This is a genomic window from Quatrionicoccus australiensis, from assembly GCF_020510525.1.
Taxonomy (GTDB): domain Bacteria; phylum Pseudomonadota; class Gammaproteobacteria; order Burkholderiales; family Rhodocyclaceae; genus Azonexus; species Azonexus australiensis_B.
Map to the genome: position 1 here is coordinate 291,976 of NZ_CP075188.1, position 17,595 is coordinate 309,570.

The following is a 17,595-nucleotide window of genomic DNA, read 5'->3' on the forward strand; positions in this document are numbered from 1 at the left end:
GGGGAAACGGCACCGCGAGGTGCCGTTTCCATATGCAGCGGTCGACTTACACAAAATGGATATTTTCCTCCAGCAAATCATCAACGGGCTTGTCCAGGGCAGCATCTACGCGCTGGTCGCGCTGGGCTACACGATGGTCTACGGCATCATGGGCCTGATCAATTTTGCGCATGGCGAAGTGGTGATGATCGGCACCCTGGTCACCATCACGGTGGCCGGCATGTTGATCAAGGTCGGCATGCCGGTCGCCCTCGCCGGGCTGGCCGGGCTGATCGCGGCCGTCACCGTGTGCATGGCGCTCGGCTGGGGACTGGAGCGCATCGCCTATCGTCCCTTGCGCAACGCACCGCGTCTGGCACCGCTGATCACCGCGATCGGCATGTCCATCGTGCTGCAGAACCTGGCGATGATGATCTGGGGGCGCAATTACCTCGTTTTCCCGTCCTTGCTGCCCAAGATCGACTTCGAGTTTGCCGGGGCCAATTTCACCTCGGTGCAGATCATCATCGTGCTCGTCTCGGCGCTGACCATGGGCGGCCTGTTGCTTCTCGTCTATCGCACCAAGCTCGGCATGGCGATGCGCGCCACCTCGCAGAACATGCCGGTGGCCAGCCTGATGGGCGTCAATATCAACCGCGTCATCGCCGCCGCCTTCGTCATTGGCTCGGCGCTCGGCGCGCTGGCCGGCATCATGGTCGGCACCTATTACGAAAACGCGCATTACCAGATGGGTTTCATGCTCGGCCTGAAAGCCTTCACCGCCGCCGTGCTCGGCGGCATCGGCAACCTCGCCGGCGCGATGCTGGGCGGCGTGCTGCTCGGCATCATCGAAGCGCTCGGCGCCGGCTATATCGGCGACCTGACCGGCGGCTTCCTCGGCAGCCACTACCAGGACATCTTTGCCTTCGTCGTGCTGATCATCGTGCTGATGTTCAAACCCTCAGGATTGTTTGGTGAAAAAACAGGGGACAGAGCATGAAAAACCTGTTTTCCATACGGTCGACCGCCGGAATCGGCCTGATTTCCGTGGCGTTGCTCACCCTGCCATTCGCTGCCGCGCTGGCCGGTCAGGCCTGGGTGCGCATTCTCGACTACGCGATTCTTTACGTCTTCCTGGCACTCGGCCTGAACATCGTGGTCGGTCTGGCCGGCCTGCTCGATCTTGGCTACATCGCCTTCTACGCGGTCGGCGCCTACAGCTGGGCGCTGCTCGCCAGCCCGCATTTCGGGCTGCATCTGCCGTTCTGGCTGATCCTGCCGATCGGCGCGCTGGTTGCCTGCTTCTTCGGCGTGCTGCTCGGTTCGCCGACCCTGAAGCTGCGCGGCGATTATCTGGCGATCGTGACCCTGGGTTTCGGCGAGATCGTGCGCATTTTCATGAACAACCTGAACGCGCCGATCAACATCACCAACGGGCCGCAGGGCATCACCCTGATCGACCCGGTGGCGATCGGTGCTTTCAAGTTTTCGGGCACGACGCAGATTTTCGGCTTTTCGCTGAGTGGACCGCTGAAGTATTACTACCTGCTGCTGGCGCTGGTCAGCCTGGTCATCGTCGTCAATCTGCGCCTGCAGAATTCGCGCATCGGCCGCGCCTGGCAGGCGATCCGCGAAGATGAAATCGCTGCCAAGGCGGTCGGCATCAACACGCGCAACCTGAAGCTCCTTGCCTTCGCGATGGGCGCCAGTTTCGGCGGTATCGCCGGCGGCGTTTTCGCCGCCATGCAGGGCTTCGTGTCGCCGGAGAGCTTCTCGCTCAACGAGTCCATCATGATCCTCGCCATGGTCGTGCTTGGCGGCATGGGCCACATTCCCGGCGTGATCCTCGGCGCGGTGCTGCTCAGTATCCTGCCGGAAGTGCTGCGCTACGGCGTCGGACCGCTGCAGATGGCGCTGTTCGGCAAGCAGTTGCTCGATCCGGAAAGCCTGCGCCTGCTTGTCTTCGGCCTCGCGCTGGTCCTCGTCATGCGCTTCAAACCGGCCGGCCTGTGGCCGTCGCCGGAGCGCAAGCGGGAGCTGACGGAGGCGACGCGATGAGTGAAATCCTGCTCGAAGCCAAAGCCATCGCCAAGCATTTCGGTGGCGTCAAGGCGCTGCGCGACGTTTCGCTGACGATACGCCAAGGCGAGATCTACGGCCTGATCGGCCCGAACGGCGCCGGCAAGACGACCTTCTTCAACTGCATGACCGGTCTCTATGTGCCGGACGGCGGCGGTTTCACCTTCGCCGGCGAAGCGCTTGTCGCCGATGCGCCGCAAAAGGCGGCGGCGCGCGGCATTGCGCGGACCTTCCAGAACATCCGCCTGTTCGGCAACATGACAGCGCTGGAAAACGTCATGGTCGGGCGGCATGTGCGCACGCAGGCCGGCGTGTTCGGCGCGATCTTCCAGAGCGCGGCGAACAAGGCCGAGGAAGCGGCGATTCGCCAGCGCGCGGTCGACCTCCTGCATTACGTCGAAATCGCCGAGCGTGCCGACGACCTTGCCAAGAACCTGTCCTACGGTGACCAGCGGCGTCTGGAAATCGCCCGCGCCCTGGCCACCGAGCCGAAGCTGCTCTGCCTCGACGAACCGGCGGCCGGCATGAACGCCACCGAAACCGAGGAACTGCGCGAGCTGATCGAAGGCATTCGCAAGGACGGCACGACCGTGCTGCTCATCGAGCACGACGTCAAACTGGTCATGGGCCTGTGCGACCGCGTCGCGGTGCTCGATTACGGCGCTCTCGTCATCGAGGACGTGCCGGCTGTCGTGCAGAAAGATCAACGTGTCATCGAGGCTTACCTAGGTGCTTGAAGTTACCGGACTCCACGTCGCCTACGGCGGCATCCAGGCGGTGCGCAGCATCACCTTCCACGTCAATCAGGGCGAGATGGTCGCGCTGATCGGTGCCAACGGCGCCGGCAAGACCAGTACGCTGAAGGCGATTGCCCGCGTCATCGATGCGGTCGGGGGCGATGTGCATTTCTGCGGCGAGAAAATCGGCCGCATTGCGCCGCACGACATCATCCGCAAGGGCATTGCGCTGGTCCCGGAAGGGCGCGGCGTCTTCCCGCGCCTGACGGTGGCCGAGAACCTGGCAATGGGCGCCTTCATCCGCGACGACAAGGCCGAAATCGCCATCGACCTGGCCAAGGTCTACGGCTATTTCCCGCGCCTCAAGGAGCGCGAAACCCAGCTCGCCGGCACGCTCTCGGGCGGCGAACAGCAAATGCTGGCGATCGGCCGTGCCCTGATGAGCCGGCCCAAGTTGCTGTTGCTCGACGAACCGTCGATGGGCCTGGCGCCGATCATGGTCCAGAAAATTTTTGAAGTCGTCCGCGCCGTGGCCGCCGATGGCATGACCACGCTGCTCATCGAACAGAACGCCAAACTGGCGCTGCAGGTCAGCCAGCGCGCCTACGTCATGGAAAGCGGGGCGATCACCCTGCATGGCGATTCGGTCGACCTGCTCGAAGACCCGAAAGTCAGGGCAGCCTACCTCGGCGAGTGAGCAGCGGCCGGGCATCCCCGGGCGGGCCGGCTGAGCGGTTAGAATCCAGCCTGCTGCGCTGTGGCATGAAAATAAAGGAATAAACATGGCAACCTGGGGATTCGGCCTGCGCGCCAAGTCGTTGCTGGCCTTGGTGCTGGCCTGCGCTTTCGCGCTGCTGCCGGCCGGGCTGATCGGCTGGCAAGTGCTCGACGGGGTGCGCAATCACTTCGGCGAGGCGTATGCGCGCAATTTCGCGCAGTTGAAGCGGCAGAGCATCCTCGCGCCGGTGGCGCGCGATCTCGCCTTGTCGCAGCGGCTGGCCGATTCGGTGGTGGTCCGGCAGTGGCTGCTCGATGAGGAGAACCCGGCCAAGAAGGCCTTGTTCTTCGAGGAAGCCGAAGGCTACCGCAAGGTTTTCCGTGACCATGCCTATTTCCTTGCCAGTGCCGGCAGCGGGCATTTCTACGCCAACGACAACGACAAGCCGTTCAGCGATCAGGCGCGCTATACGCTGGTCGCCGACAAGGCCGACGACTCCTGGTTTTTCAATTCGCTGGCGCAGGACGACGACTACAACATCAACGTCAATTACGACGCCCATCTCAAGGTCACCCGCGTCTGGCTCAATGTCAGCATTCGCCAGGATGGCCGCAAGATCGGCGTGGCCGGGGCGGGCATCGACCTGACCGGCTTTCTCAAGGACTTCATCGATACCGAGGAGGTCGGCGTGACGCCGATCATCATCAATCAGGCCGGTGCCATCCAGGCGCATCGCAACCAGGCGCTGATCGCGATCAACCAGACCAGCGGTGCCGCCGCATCGGAGCAGACCCTGCTCGGGCAATTGTCGGATGCCGGGGCCGGGGCTGCCCTGACCCAGGCCATGCAGCAGGCGGTGGCCGCGCCGGGCCAGGTCAGCCTGCTGCACGCCGTGCTCGACGGCAAGCCGCAACTGCTCGCCCTGTCCTATATCCCCGAATTGAAATGGCACGTTGTTACGGCGGTCGATCTGCAGGCGGCGCATGTGCTCGACAAGAACTGGCTGAACACGGCCATCGTCGCGCTGGTCGTGCTGATCGGCATACTCCTGCTGGCCTTCGGCTATGCCGTCGAAAAACTGGTCCTGCAGCCCTTGCGCAAATTGCAGCTGTCGGCCTCGGCGATGGCCAAGGGCGATTTCGCGGTATCGCTGCCGCCGCCCAGCCGCGACGAGCTGGGTGACCTGAGCCGGGCCTTCGGCGTCATGGCCGAGCAGATCCGCAGCAATACCGAAGAGCTGGAAAACAAGGTGCAGGCGCGCACGCATGCCCTCGCCACGGCGAACCAGGAAATGCAGCGGGCGCATCAGCAGATCAACGATTCGATCGACTACGCCAGCCTGATCCAGCGCGCCATCCTGCCTGACCAGCAATTAAGCCTGCTGCTCGGCGCCCATCATTTCGTGCTGTGGCGGCCGCGTGACGTGGTCGGTGGCGATTTCTACATTTTCCGTGCTGACGGTGAACGCTATCTGGTTGGCGTCGTCGATTGCGCCGGCCACGGTGTGCCCGGCGCCCTGATGACCATGCTCGCCCGTTCGGCGCTCGATCACGCCATGAACCAGGTCGGCATCGCCAGCCCGGCAGCCGTGCTCGCCCACACCGACAGCACAATGCGCGGCATGTTGCAGCAGTGCGAGTTGCCGCGCGCGATTGCGACCAACATGGATGCCGGCCTGGCCTATGTCGACCGGGAAAAGCGCAGCCTGCGCTATGCCGGCGCCAAGATCAGCCTGTACTGGAGCGACGGGCGCGAGGTCGGTGAAATCAAGGGCGGCCGGCGCGCGATCGGCGACCGTCGGCAGGGCAGCTATGTCGATAGCGAAATCAGCCTGCAGCCGGGCTTCACCTATTACCTGGTCACCGACGGTTTCCTCGATCAGGCTGGCGGCGAACTGGGCTATGGCTTCGGCGACACGCGTTTCGCCCAGCTCCTGATGCAGCATGCCGCCCTGCCCATGGCGGAGCAGGCCAGTGCCCTCGACCAGGCGCTGGAGACTTATCGCGGCGACTACCCACAACGTGACGACATCACGATATTATCTTTCCGCTTCGAATAATCAGGGATCGCCATGGACTCGATGGATTTCTTTGCACTGAGAGAGCTGTTCAACCGCAGCCGCATCCTGCTTTGTTTCAACGGCCCGATTTCGCGCAGCCTGATCGAGGAAATCGGCAATGCGCTGAAAAATTACCTGCAGGCCGATAACGCGCTGCCGGCGGCGGCGATGGACGTTTTTGGCGTGTATATCGAAATGACCCAGAATATTCGGCACTACGCGCTGGCCATGGGCTACGATGATCTCGACAGTTCGGCGACGGTGGTCGTAGCACGCGACGGCGACGGGCGTTATCTGGTGCAGGCCGGCAACCTGGTCGAACCGGCTGATGGCGCGGCACTGATGCAGCGTGTCAATGAACTGGCGGCGCTGGACAAGACCGAGCTCAAGGCTGCCTACAAGGCTCAGTTGCGCCAGCCGCGCGACGAAAATGCGCGCAGTGGTGCCGGCCTCGGCCTGATCGACGTGGCGCGCAAGTCGGCGCAGCCGCTCTGTGCCAGCCTGTCACCGGTCAATGAAGGTCGCGCTTTCTTCAGCCTGCGCGCCGTTATCTGAATTTTGTTGGAGTACCGAGACAAATGAATGCTTTGAATATTCCGGCCGGCTCTTCCACCCCGGGCGTCACCGCCGATTGGGAGGCTGGTTTGCTGGTCATGCGTGGCGACTCCTATCCGGAAAATTCCTTCGAGTTCTTCGGTCCGGTGATCGACTGGATCGAGCGCTACCTCAAGGAAAGCGCCGCGCCCTTGCGTCTCGAACTGCATTTGGTCTACATGAACACGTCCTCGGTCAAGGCGATGATGGACATTTTCGATCTCCTCGAGGAGTCGCATGCGAAGGGGCGCCAGGTCAGCGTGGACTGGATCTACGATCCGCGCAACGAGAGGGTGCTCGGACTTGCCGACGAGTTCCGCGAGGATTGCAGTTTCCCGTTCTCGATTGCCGTCGATGGCTGACCGCAGCTTGCTGCATCCGGCCGAACGCGACCTGCTTGAGCAGGTCGAGCGTCTCCTGGCCGATCCGGCAGAGCAGGACAATTCGCTGCGTGCCGCGCTCGCCGCCTTGTTTGCCTACAGCGAGTTGCAACGCGAACGTCTGGAGCGCGTGGTGCGCATTTCCGACGGCTACCAGCATGTGACGCGGGGCGAAAAGCAGAGCCTTGTCGATCAGTACGACCGGCAATTGCGCCGCCTGGAAAAGCTGGCGCGGATTTCCGATCGCTACCAGAACAGCCTGCGTGAAATGAGCGAAGCCCTGCGCGATGCCGCCCTGCACGATACGCTGACTGGCCTCGGCAATCGCCGTTTCCTGATGGAGCGGCTCAAGGACGAAACCGAAAGAGCCAGCCGCAAGGGGCAGCTTTACGCGGTGGGGATACTTGATGTCGACCACTTCAAGCTGATCAACGATCGATTCGGGCACGAGGCTGGCGACCAGGCCCTCTGCCTGATTGCCAATGCGATCAAGGATGCCCTGCGCGAGTATGATCAGTGCGGACGCTGGGGGGGCGAGGAGTTCCTGATCATCCTGCCCGATACCTCGCTCGAGTTTGCCGTGCAGGTGGCCGAACGCGTTCGCCTCGCGATCAGGAATACCGGGTTCGACTTCATCGAAGGCGGCGGGGGCGTAACCGCCAGTATCGGCATCACGATCTACCAGCCGGGCGAGCCCTATTCCGCAGCGGTCAACCGGGCCGACAGTGCCTTGTTGCAAGCAAAAGAGCTTGGTCGCGATCGCGTCGCTGCGGCCAGCTGAGCGCGCTGTATCGTAGCGGTTTGCCGCGACTCGGGTGGTGGGGCAGGGGACGAAGTCGCCGCCCCCCGGTCGCCGACCTTCAGGCCGCCTCGCCTTCGCCGAGGAAGAGGTTGGGCAGGGCGCGCGCATAGCCCTGTTCGCCGACCAGCACGTCGAGCGCCAGCGTTGCCAGGTCATCGGCGAGCGGATCGACGTTGATATCCTTGTCCTGGAAGAAGGTCTTGATATAGCCGTGGCAATGCTCGCAGGTTTCGGCCTGGACCGCGCCGCTGCTGCCTTCGAGGCCGAGGTAATCGACCCGGCTGCCCTCGGTGCACAGCGTGCAACGGGCACGCACGGCATTCCAGCGTGTCGCGCACAGGCTGCATTCCTGATAGCGCAGGCCGGCGGCACCGTCACCGGCGCGCACGATGCTGCCGAGCGCGGCGCTGCCGCAGCAGGGGCAGCTTTCCGGTTCGCTGTCCAGGTGGCTGCTGGCGGGCAGGCCGAGATGGCGGGCGGCACCGCTCCAGACAACTTGCAGGGCTGCGGCGACGATCAGGTCCACCGTGTCGCGGCCGGCGGCGACGGCCTGTCCGGCGGCAAGTTCAAGGCAGGCGGCGGCGCGTTGTTCGAGACTGGCGCTGGTTTCTGCCTGTAAATCGACGTTGACCGCTGCGGCCAGACTGGCGCAGATCGCCGGCCAGGTCTGGCGCAATGCTGTTTGCCCGGCATGCAGCACGGGGTGGTGCGGATCGAGCGTGGCAGCCTGGCGCAGGCCGCTGTCGGCGAGGCCGGTCAGGGCCTGTTGCTGCGCATCCGCCAGGTCAGCCAGCCACAACAGCCAGGGCGCCATGCTGTGGCCGCCGGCGAGATGACGCAGGCGGGCGGCACGGCGGGCGAAGAGATCGGCGGCCGGGGCGAGCAGGGCGGGCGGGGTGACGGTCGAGGGCAGGATTTGGGGTGGCAGATTCGGGGGCGGCAGGTTCATGGTGGCTGGTTGGGACATGCTTAGATGACGGGGTGGAGCAGGTTTTCGGCCTGCGTGCCGAGGCGTTCGCTGTGGCTGTAGGCGACGAGCTGGCCGGGGCGGGCGAAGCCGAGCAGCATGATACCGGCGGCTTCGGCCTGGCGGATGGCGAGTGAGGTCGGCGCGGAAATCGCGACCAGGGTGATGATGCCCGCAGTGGCTGCCTTCTGCACCATTTCATAGGAAGCGCGGCTGGTGACCAGCGCGAAGCCGGCACCGCGCGGTGTTTTCTGGCGGGCGAGGGCGCCGACCAGCTTGTCGAGCGCATTGTGGCGGCCGACATCCTCGCGGCAGCACTGGATGTTGCCCGCGAGATCGGCCCAGGCCGCGCCGTGTGCCGAGCCGGTCTGGCGGCGCAGCGGCTGCCAGTCGTTGAGCTGTTGCAGGCAGCGGTCGATGGCGGCGAGGCTGACCTGTTGCTCGCCCGTTGTTGCGAGCGCGGCCGGCATGCGCGCAACGTCGGCCAGGCTTTCGACGCCGCACAGGCCGCAACCGGTGCGTCCGGCCAGATTGCGCCGGCGTTCCTTGAGTTGCAGGAAACGTTGCGGCGCGATGTCCATTTCGATGCTGATGCCGTTGCAGGTGTTGCGTACTTCGAGGTCGTACAGCTCGCGCCGATGCGCCAGGATGCCTTCGCCGAGACTGAAGCCGAGGGCGAAATCCTCGAGGTCGGCCGGCGAGGCCAGCATCACGGCCTGCGAAATGCCGTTGTAGACGAGCGCGACCGGGACTTCCTCGATCACTTCATCGTCGCTGGCCGCGGCGACGCCGCGGCAGACGCGGACGACATCGTGCAGGGCGGCAGTCGGCGGCAGAACGGAATCGTCATCGGACAGTTCGGGGCGGATCAGGAAATCGGCCATGCTGCGGTCCTTCCTCAAAAAGACGGGGGGCACGGCGTCGCCGCCATGCGCCCCCAAAGCGCAAGGTAAAGCTTTACTTGCCGGTGACCTGACGGTACCAGCCACGGTGGTGCTGCTTGGCCCAGGCGCGGGTGACCGTGCCGTACCACATGGCGCGTACCGTGCCCTTGACCCAGATCGCGGCATAGACGTGCACCATGATCAGGCCGATCATCACCGCGCCGGCCGCGGCATGCACCACGGCGCCGAGACGGACAAGGGTGATGTCGAAACCGAACCAGGCCCGCCAGATGGCGAGGCCGGATAAAGTCATCAGCAGCATGCAGGCGGCGAGCGCCCAGAACATGACCTTCTGGCCGCCGTTGTACTTGCCCTGTTCCGGCATGTCGTGGTCGTTGCCGTCTACCATGTTCTTGGCCTTGGCCAGCCATTCCTTGTCGGCCGGCGTCATCTTGTTGAGATGCTTGAAGCGCAGGAAGATGACCAGGAAGGCCGCGGCCATGATCACCCCGATGTAGGGGTGAATGATGCGCGCCCAGACCGGGCCGCCGAACAGCTGCGTCAGCGGGAAGAAGGCCGGGTGGAAGAAGGCCAGGCCGGAGAGGGCGAGCAGGATGAAGCTGATGCCCACCGTCCAGTGGTTGGCGCGTTCGGAAGCGTTGTAGCGCTTCAGGTCTTTCGGGTCGCGAATCATTGTGCGTCCTCCTTTTCGATCTCATCTTCGATCTCTCGCGAGACCTCGTTCGGACCCTTGGTCACGTAGTGGAACAGGCTGCCCAGCGCGACAGCACCCAGCGCCAGCGTGGCGAGCGGCTTGGTGAAGCCCTTCCAGAGCGAGACCAGCGGGCTGATCGACGGGTTGGCCGGCAGGCCGCTGTAGAGGTCCGGCCGGTCGGCATGGTGCAGCACGTACATCACGTGCGTGCCGCCAACGCCTTGCGGGTCGTAGAGACCGGCATTCTCGTAGCCGCGCCGCTTGAGGTCGGCGACCCGACCGCCGGCATAGACCTTCATGTCTTCCTTGCTGCCGAACTGGATGGCACCGGTCGGGCAGGTCTTGACGCAAGCCGGCTCCTGGCCGACTGCGACGCGGTCGGAACACAGCGAGCACTTGTAGGCCTTGCTGTCTTCCTTGGAGATGCGCGGCACATTGAACGGGCAGCCGGTCACGCAGTAGCCGCAGCCGATGCAGTTTTCCTGGTGGAAATCGACGATGCCGTTCTTGTACTGGATGATCGCGCCGGGCGCCGGGCAGGCTTTCAGGCAGCCCGGATCGGCACAATGCATGCAGCCGTCCTTCCTGATCAGCCATTCGAGCTTGCCCATCTCCTCGGTTTCGGAAAAGCGCATGACCGTCCAGGCCTTGGCGTCGAGGTCGACCGGGTTGTCGTAGACGCCGATGTTCTCGCCGACGTCGGCGCGGATGTCATTCCACTCCGAGCACGCTACCTGGCAGGCCTTGCAGCCGATGCAGGTGGTGACGTCGATGAGCTTGGCGATTTCCATTGTTTCGCGCACCTGCGTAGACGGAGTTGTCGTCGCCGAGCGCTGTTTGATGTCCAAAGATTGCAATGCCATGTCTACGCTCCCTTATGCTTTCTCGACGTTGACCAGGAAGGCCTTGTATTCCGGGGTCTGCGCATTGGCGTCGCCGATGCCCGGGCTCAGGGTGTTGGCCAGGAAGCCCTTGCGGGTGTTGCCCTCATAGCCCCAGTGGCAGGGAATGCCGATCTGCTCGACTTCCTGCCCCGCCACCTGCAGCGTCATGACGCGCTTGGTCACCACTGCCTTGCCGCGGATGAAGCCGCGCTTGCTCGATATCTTGACCATGTCGCCGGCCTTGATGCCCTTCTTGCCGGCCAGCTTCTCGCTGATCTCGACGAACTGCTCGGGCTGCACAATGGCGTTGAGGCGCGAGTGCTTGGTCCAGTGGCGGAACATTTCCGTGATCGAGTAAGTGGTCGCCACGTAGGGGAATTCCTCGCGGGTGCCGAAACGCTCGGCGTCGGCCTTGAAGGAACGTGCCACCGGGCTGCGGCTGACTTCCGGATGCAGCGGGTTGGCCGGCAAGGGGCTTTCCGTCGGCTCGTAGTGCTCCGGGAAAGGGCCGTCGTTCATGGCGCCGACCGAGAACAGGCGGCCGAGACCTTCCGGCAGCATGATGAAGGGCGGTACGTTGGCTTCCGGCGCGGCGGTCGCCGCGTAGTCGGCAACGTCGGCACCGGTCCATTGCTTGCCGTTCCAGTGGATCAGCTTGCGGTGGGCATCCCAGGGTTTGCCGGCGGGATCGAGTGAGGCGCGGTTGTACAGCACGCGGCGGTTGAGTGGCCAGGAGAAGGCCCAGCCCGGCGTGTTGCCGAGGCCGACGTCGGTATTGTCGCGGCGCGCCATCAGGTTGCCGGCTTGCGTCCATTGGCCGGTGTAGATCCAGCACAGGCTGCTGGTCGTGCCGTCGTCGCGCAGGTGGGCAAAGCTCGACAACAGATCGCCCTTTTTGGCGATCTGGTTGCCCTTGTCGTCGAACAGGTCGGCCAGGGCGTAGCCGTTGGCTTCCTTGGCGACTTCCTGCGGATGCGGATCGGCCGGGTCGTGGTAGTTCCAGTTCAGGTTGAGGATCGGGTCGGGGAAGGCGCCGCCTTCCTTCTTGTACAGCTCGCGGATGCGGGTGAAGATGCCGCCGAGGATGCGGCCGTCGTGGCGTGCTTCGTACGGCGGGTTCTGCGCCGCCCAGTGCCATTGCAGCCAGCGTCCGGAGTTGGCGATAGAGCCGTCCTCTTCGGCGAAGCAGGAGGAGGGCAGGCGGAACACCGTAGTCTGGATCTTGGTCGGATCGACATCGTTGAATTCCCCGTGGTTCTGCCAGAACGAAGAGGTTTCGGTCTGCAACGGATCGATCACCACCATCCACTTGAGCTTGGCCAGCGAATCGCGCACCTTGCGTGAATCGGGCATGGCGGCGACGATGTTGAAGCCCTGGATGATGTAGCCGTTGACCTTGCCCTGGTGCACGAGGTCGAAGTAGGAGAGCAGGTCATAGCTGCGGTCCCATTTTGGCAGCCAGTCGTAGCCCCAGTTGTTGTCCGCGGTGGCGGCATCACCCCAGAGGCCTTTCATCAGGCTGACGAAGAATTTCGGCGTGTTTTTCCAGAAGTTCACCGAGTTCGGCGTCTGCGCCTTGGGCGTGCGCTGCTCCAGGTAGTCCTTGAGCGTCTGCTGCTTGTCCTGCGGCAGCATCAGATAGGCCGGCAGCATGTTGGCGAGGATGCCGATGTCGGTGAAGCCCTGCACGTTGGAATGGCCGCGCAGTGCGTTGATGCCGCCGCCGGGCATGCCGATGTTGCCGAGCAGCAGCTGGACCATGGCGGCGCAGCGGATGATCTGGGCGCCGGCGGTATGGTGTGTCCAGCCCAGCGCATAGAGGATGGTGGCGGTGCGATCCGGTACGCTGGTCGCGGCCATGGTCTCGCAGACCTTGATGAAGGCCGCCTTCGGCGTGCCGGTGATCGAGGCGACCATGTCCGGCGTGTAGCGCTCGACGTGCTTTTTCAGCAGGTTGATGACGCAGCGCGGGTGCTGCAGCGTATCGTCGCGTTCGGCCATGCCGTCCTTGTCCAGGACGTAGTTCCACGAGGCTTTGTCGTAGCTGCGCTTCTCGGCATCGTAGCCGCTGAAGATGCCCTCGTTGAACTCGTAGTCCTCGCGCACGATCAGTGCCGCATTGGTATAGGCCTTGACGTACTCGTGCTGGATCTTGTCGTTGTTCAGCAGATAGCTGATCAGGCCGAGCAGGAAGGCGGCATCGGCGCCGGCCCGGATTGGCGCGTAGAAATCGGCAACCGCGGCGGTCCGGCTGAAGCGCGGATCGACCACCATCAGCGTGGCATTGTTGTGCGTTTTCGCCTCGATTACCCACTTGAAACCGACCGGGTGGGCTTCGGCCGGATTGCCGCCCATGACCAGGATTACGTTGGCGTTCTTGATGTCCACCCAGTGATTGGTCATCGCGCCGCGCCCGAAGGACGGGGCCAGTGCCGATACCGTCGGGCCGTGGCAGAGACGGGCCTGGTTTTCGACCGACGCAATGCCGAGGCCGCGCGCGAACTTGAAGTCGAGGAAGCCGGTTTCGTTGCTGGCGGCGGAAGAGCCGAGGAAGCCGGTGCTCAGCCAGCGGTTGACGGTGGCGCCGGCGGCATTTTTCTCGATGAAGTTGGCGTCGCGGTCATCCTTGATCAGGCGGGCGATGCGTTTGTTGGCCTCGTCCCAGGTGATGCGCTTCCATTCGTTGCTGCCCGCTTCGCGTACCTCGGGGTATTTCAGGCGCTGCGCACTGTGGATGTAGTCGAGCACGCCGGCCCCCTTCGGGCACAGCGAGCCGCGGCTGACCGGATGATCCGGATCGCCTTCGACGTGGATGATCTTCTTTTGCGCGTTCTTGGCGCCATCGCCCAGACTGTAGATGAGGATGCCGCAACCCACTGAGCAGTAGGTGCAGTTGTTGCGCGTTTCAGTAGCGCGGTACAGCTTGTACTGGCGCACTTCGGCGCGCGCTGCTTCGGGTGCCATGCCGAGCACGGCGAGGCCGGAGCCGCCGAGACCGGCGGCGGATATCTTGAAGAACTGGCGGCGGTTGACCCGCAGGCCGGTTCCTGATTTTTCCTTGCTTTCCATTCAGATCTCCTCTTGCCCCGGCTTGCCCGCCGGGAACCCCTGTCAATGGCCGGTGCAACGCCGGCATTTCCCCTTGTGCCGCCGGCTTGATGGGCGGCGACGATGCAACTGTTGGCGGCTACATTTGCAAGCTGCGTGCCTGCTGCCCAATTCCTTAATAAGCAATGAGTTGAAAAAAAGACCCTGCCAGCGGGTGGGTCAAAATGTCCCGGGGTGGGACAAATTGACCCGGGGGGCTGAGCCGGTGTGGCTTGCCAGCGGAGCGCCTGAGCCTGTACTGCGGACGACCCGGCATGGCCGGGCCGGGAAAGCGTGCGAGAATTGCCGCGCCTCCATCACGCGCAACTCTTCACGGCAATGAACGAACTTCCGGCAAGCGAAAGCAAATCTCCCTGGCAGCAATATTCCGTGCTGATCGTCGATGACGAGGTCGGCATGGTCAGCTTCCTGCAGCGGGCGCTGAGCAGTCGCTGTGGCGTCGTCGATAGCGCCGGCAGTGTCGAAGCGGCGCGGCCGTTGCTTGAACGCAGTCGTTACGACCTGATCGTGCTCGACATCGCATTGCCCGGCTGTTCCGGCGTCGACTGGCTGCACGAGTTGCGCGAGGAGGGCTATGCCGGCGATGTCGTGCTGATGACTGCCTATGCTGATCTCGACACGGCGATCGAAGCCCTGCGCGCCGGTGCCGCCGATTTCCTGCTCAAGCCCTTTTCGCTGGCCCTGGTGCTCAATGCCATCCAGCGCTGTTTCGAGCGCTCCCGGCTGGCGCGCGAGAATTTCGTGCTGCGCCGCGAAGTCGGCCCGCGTGCTGCGGATGTCGAGGGGGTGATCGGTCAGTCCGAGGCGATGTTCAAGGTCTGCGAACGCCTCAAGAAAATTGCGCCGAGCGCGGCGACCGTGCTGCTGAGCGGCGAGTCTGGCACCGGCAAGGAGGTCGCGGCACGTGCCCTGCATGCGCTGAGTGCGCGCGCCGACGGACCGTTCGTGCCGGTCAATTGCGCGGCAATCGCCGCCGAACTGATCGAGTCGGAATTGTTCGGCCACATCAAGGGGGCCTACACCGGCGCGCAGCAGCGGCGCGAGGGGCTGTTCTACTACGCGCGCGGCGGCACGCTCTTTCTCGACGAAATTTCCGAACTGCCCTTGTCGGCGCAGGCCAAGCTGCTGCGCGTGCTCGAGGAGAAGCGCATCCGGCCGGTTGGTTCGGAGCAGGAAATCGCCGTCGATGTGCGGGTCATTGCCGCTACCAACCGCGATCTCAAGATCGAGGTCGGCGAGCAGCGCTTCCGTCAGGATCTCTATTACCGCCTGCAGGTCTTCGAGGTCATGCTGCCGCCCTTGCGCGAGCGTCCGGAAGACATTCCGCTGCTGTTCGATCATTTCGTCGCCCAGCTGGCGCCGAGTCTGGGCGTGCCGCCGCTGCACCTCGATGCACGCACCCTGGCCCGCCTGGCCGATTACGACTGGCCCGGCAATGTGCGCGAATTGCGCAACCTGATCGAGCGTTCGCTGATTCTCGGCTGGTTCGACATCGGCCATGAGCCGGAGGTTGCGCCAGGAGCGTTTTCCTGCGCCGATGAAACGCTGGAGGCAGTCGAAAAATCGCACATTCTCGCCGTGCTCGCCGCCTGTGATGGCAACAAGTCGGAGGCCAGCCGGCGGCTTGGCATCTCGCGCAAGACGATGGACAGGAAGTGCCAGGCCTGGGGCGTCTGATGCGCTTCGGCCGGCGCTCGATCCGCGTTCGCCTGCTGTTGCTGGCGCTGATCCCGCTCGGCTTCGTCCTGCCGCTGACCATCTCGGTGCTGGCCTACTGGGGAGGCGACTACTTCAACCAGTTGCTGGTCACCAAGGTGCGCAGCGATCTGGCAATTGCGCATGGCTACTATGAGCGGGTCAGCGAGGGGGTTGGCGGCTCGGTGGCCAGTCTGGCCGACTCGGCGCGCCTGGCGCGGGTTTTGGGGGCGCTGCCGCGACGGCATGACAAGGCGATTGCTGCCGTGCTCAATGCCGTGCAGCAGGAGCAGAAGCTTGATTTTCTCTATTTTCTCGACGTCGACCGTAGCCGCGCCGATGCGCGCGCCTGGCCGGTCGTTGCATCGGCTCTGGATGGTCAGGCGAAAACCGCGACCGAGGTTTTTTCTGGCGCCCAGCTTTTTGCGATCAGTCCGGCGCTGGCCGAGCGGGCACGCACGCCGGTACTGGTCACGGCCAACGCGCGTGCCGATCAGCGCGAGGTCGAAGTGCGCGGCCTGGTCATCCACGCTGCTGCGCCGGTGCACGATGCGAGCGGACGCCTGCTCGGGGTGCTCAGTGGCGGCATCCTGCTCAACAAGAACCTGAATTTCATCGATCGCCTGAATGCCATCGTCTATCCCGAGGGCGCTCTGCCTTTCGGTAGTGCCGGTACGGCGACCTTGTTCCTCGACAGCGTGCGGGTCGCTACCAATGTGCGCCTGTTCGGCAGCACGCGCGCCATCGGCACCCGCGTCTCGGCCGCGGTCGATGCGGCCGTGCTCGGCGAGGGACGGACCTGGCTGGACCGCGCCTTTGTCGTCAGCGACTGGTATGTCTCGGCCTATGAGCCATTGCTCGACAGCCGGCAGCAGCGCATCGGCATGCTCTATGTCGGCTTCCTCGAAGGCCCTTTCGTGACTGCCCGGCAGCACGCCTTTGCCGCGATTGCCGGTGTCTTCCTGCTCGCCATGCTGGTTGCCGGGGTTTTTGCGATCTTCTGGGCGCGCAGCGTCTTCCGGCCGATCGAGCGCATGCATTCGACCATGCACGCCATCGAGCAGGGCAATGTCGATGCCCGCGTCGGGCCGCTGTCCACGCCGGACGATCTCGGTATCGTCGCCGCCCACTTCGACCGCATGCTCGATCGTTTGCAATCGCAGGCTTCGTCGCTCAAGCGCTGGGGCGAGTCGCTCGATGCCAAGGTGGCAGAGCGCACCGCGGCGCTCGAACAGGCGGTGGCCGATCTCAAGGCGGCGCAGTCGCAACTGGTGATGAACGAGAAATTGGCCGCGATCGGGCAGTTGACCGCTGGCGTTGCGCATGAAATCAACAATCCGGTCGCCGTCATCCAGGGCAATCTCGACGTCCTGCGCGATCTGCTCGGGCCGCAGGCCGAGCCGGTCGAGCCCGAGATCAAGCTGATCCAGGAGCAGATCCACCGCATTCGGCTGATCGTTGCCAAGCTGCTGCAATTTGCCCGGCCGCAGGACTATGTTGGTTATCTCGAGCCGGTGGCGGCCGGGCCGTTGATCCAGGACAGCCTGCTGCTGGTTCGCCAGTTGCTCAAGACCAACAATATCGCCATCGAACAGCACCTTGATTCGCAGCGCCAGATCACCTGCAACAAGAACGAGTTGCAGCAGGTCATGGTCAATCTGCTGGTCAATGCCATCCAGGCCATGCCGGATGGCGGCCTGCTGACCATCGCGGCCGAGGACTGGGATGCTGCCGACATGCCGCTCGGCATCCGGCTGATCGTTGCCGACTCCGGGCACGGGGTCAGTGATGCCGATCGCGAACACCTGTTCCAGCCCTTCTACACGGCGCGCAAGCCGGGCGGCAATGGGCTGGGACTGTGGGTCAGCAAGTCGCTGATCGAGCGCTATGGCGGCAACATCACGATCGAGAATCAGCCCGGGCAAGGCGCCCGCTTTGTCGTCTGGCTGCGCCTCGAGCCGCAGGGGCTGTAGCGCGGCGCAGCCAGCGCGCGA

At 64.1% G+C, this 17,595-nt stretch carries 15 protein-coding genes; 10 read left to right on the top strand and 5 right to left on the bottom strand.

The genetic code is table 11. The annotated features are described in order from the left end of the window. The first annotated feature begins 55 nt into the window (after positions 1–55). From KI612_RS01330 to siaD, 8 genes are all read left to right on the top strand, one after another. On the top strand, positions 56–979 hold the full coding sequence (locus KI612_RS01330) for a branched-chain amino acid ABC transporter permease (RefSeq protein ID WP_226442053.1): 924 nt from the start codon (positions 56–58) through the stop codon (positions 977–979). Continuing rightward, on the top strand, positions 976–2,037 hold the full coding sequence (locus KI612_RS01335) for an ABC transporter permease subunit (protein ID WP_226442054.1): 1,062 nt from the start codon (positions 976–978) through the stop codon (positions 2,035–2,037). Before KI612_RS01330 ends, KI612_RS01335 begins: the two co-directional genes overlap by 4 nt. Further along, positions 2,034–2,795 (top strand): ABC transporter ATP-binding protein, encoded by a 762-nt coding sequence (locus KI612_RS01340; protein WP_226442055.1) that lies wholly within the window; start codon positions 2,034–2,036, stop codon positions 2,793–2,795. The genes KI612_RS01335 and KI612_RS01340 overlap by 4 nt, the downstream gene beginning before the upstream one ends. Further along, a complete protein-coding gene (locus KI612_RS01345; RefSeq protein ID WP_226442056.1) occupies positions 2,788–3,492 on the top strand; it encodes an ABC transporter ATP-binding protein in 705 nt (234 codons plus the stop codon). The genes KI612_RS01340 and KI612_RS01345 overlap by 8 nt, the downstream gene beginning before the upstream one ends. An 85-nt stretch (positions 3,493–3,577) precedes the next feature. After that, positions 3,578–5,572, top strand: a complete 1,995-nt coding sequence (siaA, locus tag KI612_RS01350; protein ID WP_226442057.1) for a biofilm regulation protein phosphatase SiaA — start codon at positions 3,578–3,580, stop codon at positions 5,570–5,572. A gap of 12 nt (positions 5,573–5,584) precedes the next feature. Beyond that, on the top strand, positions 5,585–6,127 hold the full coding sequence (gene siaB / locus KI612_RS01355; protein ID WP_226442058.1) for a biofilm regulation protein kinase SiaB: 543 nt from the start codon (positions 5,585–5,587) through the stop codon (positions 6,125–6,127). A 23-nt stretch (positions 6,128–6,150) separates the two neighbouring features. Further along, positions 6,151–6,528 carry a biofilm regulation phosphoprotein SiaC gene (gene siaC, locus KI612_RS01360; protein WP_226442059.1) on the top strand — a complete coding sequence of 126 codons (378 nt, stop codon included), beginning with the start codon at positions 6,151–6,153 and terminating at the stop codon, positions 6,526–6,528. Further along, positions 6,521–7,327: a biofilm regulation diguanylate cyclase SiaD gene (gene siaD, locus KI612_RS01365; protein WP_226442060.1), complete on the top strand. Its 807-nt coding sequence runs from the start codon at positions 6,521–6,523 to the stop codon at positions 7,325–7,327. The genes siaC and siaD overlap by 8 nt, the downstream gene beginning before the upstream one ends. A 79-nt stretch (positions 7,328–7,406) precedes the next feature. Here siaD and fdhE read toward each other — a convergent pair whose 3' ends face one another. The 5 genes from fdhE to fdnG all read right to left on the bottom strand — a co-directional run bounded on the left by fdhE (position 7,407) and on the right by fdnG (position 13,837). Beyond that, positions 7,407–8,297: a formate dehydrogenase accessory protein FdhE gene (gene fdhE, locus KI612_RS01370; protein ID WP_226442061.1), complete on the bottom strand. Its 891-nt coding sequence runs from the start codon at positions 8,295–8,297 to the stop codon at positions 7,407–7,409. Positions 8,298–8,317: 20 nt separating this feature from the next. Continuing rightward, positions 8,318–9,199, bottom strand: coding sequence for a formate dehydrogenase accessory sulfurtransferase FdhD (gene fdhD / locus KI612_RS01375; protein ID WP_226442062.1), 882 nt, complete (start codon positions 9,197–9,199; stop codon positions 8,318–8,320). 73 nt (positions 9,200–9,272) lie between these two features. Next, on the bottom strand, positions 9,273–9,893 hold the full coding sequence (locus KI612_RS01380) for a formate dehydrogenase subunit gamma (protein ID WP_226442063.1): 621 nt from the start codon (positions 9,891–9,893) through the stop codon (positions 9,273–9,275). Then, complete coding sequence (fdxH, locus tag KI612_RS01385; protein ID WP_226442064.1) at positions 9,890–10,777, bottom strand: formate dehydrogenase subunit beta; 888 nt, start codon at positions 10,775–10,777, stop codon at positions 9,890–9,892. Before fdxH ends, KI612_RS01380 begins: the two co-directional genes overlap by 4 nt. Positions 10,778–10,789: 12 nt before the next feature. Further along, positions 10,790–13,837 (bottom strand): formate dehydrogenase-N subunit alpha, encoded by a 3,048-nt coding sequence (fdnG, locus tag KI612_RS01390; protein ID WP_226444092.1) that lies wholly within the window; start codon positions 13,835–13,837, stop codon positions 10,790–10,792. A gap of 387 nt (positions 13,838–14,224) precedes the next feature. On the opposite strand from fdnG, the gene KI612_RS01395 reads away from it, so the two are divergent. Beyond that, the gene (locus tag KI612_RS01395) at positions 14,225–15,583 is read left to right on the top strand and encodes a sigma-54-dependent transcriptional regulator (protein ID WP_226442065.1); all 1,359 of its coding nucleotides are present in this window, start codon (positions 14,225–14,227) and stop codon (positions 15,581–15,583) included. Then, positions 15,583–17,574, top strand: coding sequence for a sensor histidine kinase (locus KI612_RS01400; protein WP_226442066.1), 1,992 nt, complete (start codon positions 15,583–15,585; stop codon positions 17,572–17,574). Before KI612_RS01395 ends, KI612_RS01400 begins: the two co-directional genes overlap by 1 nt. Positions 17,575–17,595: the final 21 nt, after the last annotated feature.